We start from the raw sequence: 5,073 nt of genomic DNA on the forward strand, positions 1-5,073 counted from the left end.
GTTTCTGTTTTGGCTGCGGCTCTCCCAAACTCAGACCCTCTGCCATAATCCCTCTGTCAATAGGGTTTGAGACGCGCTAACCCTGCTTTCTCATCCTCATCTGGAAAACCTCTCTCCAAACCTCTCTCCTGCAAGGAGAGAGGCTTTGAATTCTCCCCCTTCCCTAGTAGGGAAGGGGGCTGGGGGGTTAGGTTCTGCGTTAGCTTTTCCACATCACCTGAATTATCAGAATCATCTTCTTCTATTTCTGTATCAAACAAAGCTGCTGCTACAGAATCAGCATCTTCATCATTATTACTTGTATCTAATAACTCAGCTTCCTGAGTTCCAATAGGGATATCAAGCCCTTGCTCTAAAGCATATAAATAAATGAAGTTCCGTAAAATATGACGTTCAATTGATTGGATAAAAGCAACGCCACTACTTTCTAAACGTTTAAATAAATTAGTGCGAGAAAAACCCATTAACCTCCTACCACCACGGAACAAGCTATTAATAAAACGTTGTTCGATGTCTGTGGGTGTCTGTTTGGGTTTAGCAATAACGTAATTTCCTAGCCCATAGCGAGGTAAGTTAAGTTGATTAATTACTTCTACTACTAACTCTGAGTAAAGACGAGAATAAAAGTCAGTGTTAGAACTTTCTAAAGGAAACTTGAGACTACGAGGTAGACGCTGGGGAAAATAAGAACGTCTCCCATCAGAAAATTCTAAATATTTCCGCCCTGTTTCATCTGTGTGGGCATAATTATCTTTAATAAATGAGCGAGTACGTCGCACCATGTAACGCTTCATCAATTCTCGCCAGTCATCAGGGTGTTCGCTTTTTTCAAAAGCCGCTAAAGAACGGACTGAACATTGATGTTTTCTAATAAACTCTAATTCTCCTACGGAACTGCCACCCAGTTCATTAATTAAAGCTTCTGGTCTTAATCCCAAATCTTCGTCTTCTGGCACAAATAGCCGGAGTTGGGCAGAAAGGTCAAGATAACTTTTATTGTAAGGAGTCGCAGATAATAAAATACATTTACTTTCGTTAGCAGCAATATATTCTATAATTGCTCGATAACGTTTGCCTTCGCGGTTCCGTAAGTTGTGACTTTCATCAATTAACACAACTCGATAACGGCGGAGTTTTGGTAATTTATTTTGTACTTGACTAATTGGCATAACTTCAGCAAGTAGCCGATAGTTATTTACATATTCTTGCCACATTGACACTAAGTTTTTTGGGCAAATAATTAGTGTTTCTAAAAAACAATCTTCTTGTAATATCTTGGCAAGGGCGGTTCCAACTAAAGTTTTGCCTAAACCGACCACATCACCCACTAACACGCCACCACGCCTAGTTACATGCCGTGCTGCTAGCTGTACAGCAGCTTTTTGGAAATCAAATAAGTTGTTAAATTCGCGGGGGATACGAAATTCTGAAAGTCCGGCGATCGCTTCATGGGATAAGTGGTAAGCTATCTTCAGGTAGATGTAGTAAGGTAAAACTAACTCATCTCTCGCCCAACTCTGGTCAATAATTTCCGCCAATTCTTGGGAAATATCTACACAACCGTAATCTTGCCAGCGATCGCTAAACCACTTTTGCAGTTTATTGCACGCATCGTGGTCTAAAATATCAACATTCAACTCCCCTTGTTTCGCCAGTCCGGGAAGGGTTAAATTACTACTACCCAAGAATCCCACAGTTGGAGTGTTAGCGTCATGACGATGCACAAGATATAACTTGGCGTGAAGAGAATGGCGTAGAAACAGTTTAATAACTAGTTTCTGGCTTTTTAGCTGATGACTTAACCGCCGCAACCCCGCTTCATCCTGATTAGTCGGCGCACCGATAGTCAACTGCTTACGAAATTCCGCCGCCATGCGTTTTTTAAACCGCACGATGCTACTATTGTCAATCCGTCCATCACCACTAACAAGGCTAAATGCCGCATGAACTTCATCACTGGGTAAGCTTTGCATCCCAATTAGCAAACGGCAACAAGCATTTTCACTACCAACATACTGTTCGATTAAATCATCAATTCTTCGCCAACCTCTGAGGTTAAAGTAGCCAACGCAAAAATCTGCCCGATAAGAGACTTTGAGGGTTTCTCGTAAAATCGGCAGTAGTTGTAAATCAATGTTGTCAAAGATGCGGGGCATTATTTAAAACTCTATAAATATTTTGTACATCTGTTATGTGAGTAAAAAATTTTTCCAGCCAGATTTGTGAAGGGTGCAATGCTCTACATATTCTTGGCGTTCTTGGCAGTATCGAACCGCCAAGTCGCCAAGAACGCCAAGGAGAGAAGGAAGAAATGCTTAACTGAACTGTATTGCGCTATTATTGGCTGTTTTACTCAATACTAAGAAAAATAGAGCAGTTGCATAATACAACTGCTCTAAAAAATACTTGGATAGATATTATAGCGGTTCTCAGTTGAGTGCAATACAGACCTAACCCCCAGCCCCTTCCCTACAAGGGAAGGGGAGTAAGATTCAAAGCCTCTCTCCTCTTAGGAGAGAGGTTTGGAGAGAGGTCAAACTGTATTGCATCCATTCGAGAACCGCTATATCTACCTATCCACAGACCCCATAATCACATCAACACTACCGAGAATGACCACAATATCTGCAACCTTCATGCCGCGCAGTAAATGTGGAACAATCTGGAGGTTGTTGAAATCTGCTGCGCGAATCTTCCAACGTGCAGGAAAGACGTTATCATCGCCAACCAAGTAAATTCCCAATTCACCTTTGCCGCTTTCTACACGAGAGTAGATTTCACCTTTGGGAATCTTGAAAGTAGGCGAAACTTTTTTACCGATGAATTGGTAATCAAATGCGTCCCACTCGGATTTTTTACCTGCGGCTAAACGCTTGGCTTCCAAATTTTCGTAAGGGCCCCCAGGAAGTCCTTTAATTGCTTGGCGAATAATCTTCACAGATTCGCGCATTTCCCGCATCCGCACTACGTAACGAGCAAAGCAATCACCGGCGGTTTCCCACTGTACATCCCAGTCGAAATCGTCGTAACATTCATAATGGTCAACTTTCCGCAAATCCCATTGCACGCCAGATGCGCGTAACATTGGGCCAGAAAGTCCCCAGTTAATTGCTTCTTCACGGGTGATAGTGCCAATACCCTCAACACGTCGCCGGAAGATGGGGTTATCTGTTACTAAGCGTTCGTACTCATCAACTTTGGGTATTAAGTAGTCGCAGAATTCCAGACACTTATCTACCCAACCGTAAGGTAAATCGACTGCTACCCCACCAACGCGGAAGTAGTTGTGATTCACCATCCGATAACCTGTGGCAGCTTCCCACAAATCATAAATCATCTCCCGTTCCCGGAACTGGTAGAAGAAGGGAGTTTGTGCGCCTACGTCAGCTAAAAAGGGGCCAAACCATAGCAAGTGGTTAGCGATGCGGTTCAACTCCAGCATGATGACGCGAATGTAGCTAGCGCGTTTGGGAACAGCGACACCTGCAAGTTTTTCTGGGGCGTTGACAGTGACGGCTTCGTTGAACATTCCCGCCGCGTAGTCCCAGCGACTGACGTAAGGAACGTACATTACATTAGTACGGTTCTCGGCGATTTTTTCCATTCCCCGGTGCAAATAGCCGATAACTGGTTCACAGTCAACGACATCCTCGCCATCCAGAGTCATGATTAGCCGCAGAACCCCGTGCATTGAGGGGTGGTGTGGCCCCATGTTTAGCACCATTGGTTCAGTGCGGGTTTCTAGTCTGGTCATAGATTTCGTGTTCTCCGTTCGTGAAAATTTTGAATTGAACCGCCTAGATGCCAACCACAGCCGATTTATCTAGTCTGCCAAAATGAGGTTTGTAGGGGCAATCTATATAATTTTGACTCTACAGGGTTATGTTGGAGAGAGGATAGCAGCGAAAGTGTTGTAATTGATGTTTCATTTTGTTGCACCTCTTCAATTATTATAGGGAAGCTTGATATGCAAGGGATTGAGGCACAGGTTTTTTTTCATCTAATCTCTTTTTGCATTTAAAATCCTGATGTTGAGGATTGGGGAATGGGTGTTAAACAATACTTACGTATAGGTCACGGAAAATTAAATTTTAAAGATGAAATCAGATTTACAAACACCGCTAGATTTAGAAGAACTGGCTTTTTCTCATATTTCCGTTTTGGGACGGGAGGTAATTGAGGGTTTGGCGGTTCGTCCAGGCGGGCATTATTTAGATGTGACGGTAGGCGGTGGTGGTCACAGTCGCCTGATTTTAGAAGCTGCTGCGGATGTGCGGGTAACGGCAGTTGACCAAGATGAAGATGCTTTAGCAGCTGCACAGAAGAATTTAACTGAATATGGCGATCGCATACAATTTATTTACAGCAATTTTGCTGACTACCAATTTACCCCTAACACTTTCGATGGTATTTTAGCCGATTTGGGGGTAAGTTCTTACCATTTAGACCAAGCAGAAAGGGGTTTCAGCTTTCGCCAAGCCGCGAATTTAGATATGCGAATGGATCGAGGGCGATCGCTAACTGCTGCTGATGTGATCAATAATTGGGATGAAGCAGAATTAGCTGATATTTTCTTTAAGTACGGTGAAGAGAGATTATCACGGCGCATTGCTCGTCGGATTGTCGAACGCCGACCGTTGCATACTACTACAGAATTGGCTGATGCGATCGCTTCTTCTGTTCCCCCAAAATACCGTTATGGCAGAATTCATCCTGCTACCCGGGTTTTTCAAGCTTTGCGAATTGTCGTCAACGATGAGTTAAAATCCCTAGAAACCTTTTTAGATAAAGCCCCAAATGCCCTTGTTCCTGGTGGCAGAATTGCGATTATCAGTTTTCATAGCTTGGAAGACCGCCCGGTGAAGCATGGTTTAAGAAATTCACCTTTATTAAAAGTCTTGACAAAAAAACCAATTATTGCTCAAGAAGAGGAAATTAGTAAGAATCCGCGATCGCGTTCTGCGAAACTTAGGATAGCTGAAAAGTTGCTGTAACTGCAATGCAGCCTTAGAGGTTGTTTGAAAAGTGGTTGGCTGTATCTTTGCACTTATTGATCCCCCCTAACCCCCCTTA

3 protein-coding genes are annotated in these 5,073 nt (G+C 43.2%); 1 reads left to right on the forward strand and 2 read right to left on the reverse strand.

The window, feature by feature from the left end; translation table 11 throughout:
• Positions 1-56: 56 nt before the first annotated feature.
• Positions 57-2,156 (reverse strand): phospholipase D-like domain-containing protein, encoded by a 2,100-nt coding sequence (locus HWQ36_RS15480; protein WP_292704367.1) that lies wholly within the window; start codon positions 2,154-2,156, stop codon positions 57-59.
• Between the two features lie 413 nt (positions 2,157-2,569).
• The gene (locus HWQ36_RS15485; protein ID WP_292704370.1) at positions 2,570-3,754 is read right to left on the reverse strand and encodes an NAD(P)H-quinone oxidoreductase subunit H; all 1,185 of its coding nucleotides are present in this window, start codon (positions 3,752-3,754) and stop codon (positions 2,570-2,572) included.
• A 343-nt stretch (positions 3,755-4,097) separates the two neighbouring features.
• On the opposite strand from HWQ36_RS15485, the gene rsmH reads away from it, so the two are divergent.
• Positions 4,098-4,994 (forward strand): 16S rRNA (cytosine(1402)-N(4))-methyltransferase RsmH, encoded by an 897-nt coding sequence (gene rsmH, locus HWQ36_RS15490; protein ID WP_292704373.1) that lies wholly within the window; start codon positions 4,098-4,100, stop codon positions 4,992-4,994.
• Positions 4,995-5,073: the final 79 nt, after the last annotated feature.

Origin of the sequence: Nostoc sp. NMS2 (assembly GCF_017115105.1) — a bacterium.
Taxonomy (GTDB): domain Bacteria; phylum Cyanobacteriota; class Cyanobacteriia; order Cyanobacteriales; family Nostocaceae; genus Nostoc.

Bases quoted from the DNA above. Each gene is read 5' to 3' on its own strand.
- HWQ36_RS15480 (WP_292704367.1), bottom strand. From the start codon at position 2,156: ATGCCCCGCATCTTTGACAACATTGATTTACAACTACTGCCGATTTTA.
- HWQ36_RS15485 (WP_292704370.1), bottom strand. From the start codon at position 3,754: ATGACCAGACTAGAAACCCGCACTGAACCAATGGTGCTAAACATGGGG.
- rsmH (WP_292704373.1), top strand. From the start codon at position 4,098: ATGAAATCAGATTTACAAACACCGCTAGATTTAGAAGAACTGGCTTTT.